Origin of the sequence: Knoellia aerolata DSM 18566 (genome assembly GCF_000768695.1) — a bacterium.
Taxonomy (GTDB): Bacteria; Actinomycetota; Actinomycetes; order Actinomycetales; family Dermatophilaceae; genus Knoellia; species Knoellia aerolata.
The window spans coordinates 1-718 of sequence record NZ_AVPL01000155.1; the positions used below are offsets into that span (position 1 = coordinate 1).

1 protein-coding gene is annotated in these 718 nt (G+C 69.9%); it reads left to right on the top strand.

Features of this window, described 5'->3' with window-relative positions; all coding sequences use genetic code 11:
• Positions 1–80: 80 nt before the first annotated feature.
• Positions 81–718, top strand: a 638-nt coding sequence (locus N801_RS19080) for a transposase (RefSeq protein WP_245618524.1), incomplete at its 3' end; no start/stop codon positions are given.

The following is a 718-nucleotide window of genomic DNA, read 5'->3' on the forward strand; positions in this document are numbered from 1 at the left end:
TGGCCTACGACGTGCAGCTCGAGGCTCTGCGGTTGTTGGTGGACCGGCGGGCGGAGCTGAGCCGAGCCAGGATTCAATGCGTGAACCGGGTGCACCGACTGTTGTCGGAACTCGTTCCGGGACAGTCAAAGAGAGACATCACCACCGGCCAGGCCAAGCGGATACTCGCTACCGTCAGGCCACGGGACGTGGCCGGCAAGACCCGCCGCCGCCTCGCCGCCGAGCAGATCGCCGAGCTCGTGACAATTGAGAAGAAGGTCAAGGCGCTCACCCGCGAGCTGAAAGAGATGGTGTTGGCGACCGGCTCGACCCTGATGGAGCTGCCCGGCGTCGGACCAGTCGTGGCCGCCCGCACCCTGGCCGACACCGGCGACGTCGCCCGCTTCGTCGACCGCAACCGGTACGCCTCGTGGACCGGGACCGCCCCGATTGAAGCCTCCTCCGGCGAGGTCGTCCGCCACCGCCTCTCCCGGGCCGGGAACCGGCGGATGAACCACATGATCCACATCGCCGCGGCCACCCAGATCCGCCTCGACACTCCGGGCCGGGCGTACTTCCTGCGCAAGCTCGCCGCCGGGAAGTCCCGCCGCGAAGCGATGCGCTGCCTCAAGCGGCGGATCTCTGACGCGCTGTACCGCCGCTTGCGCGCCGACGCCGGCGCGGCCGTTGAGGCGGGCCCAGGAGGGCAAAGCGGGGCGGCACTTCAGTCCAGCGCGGC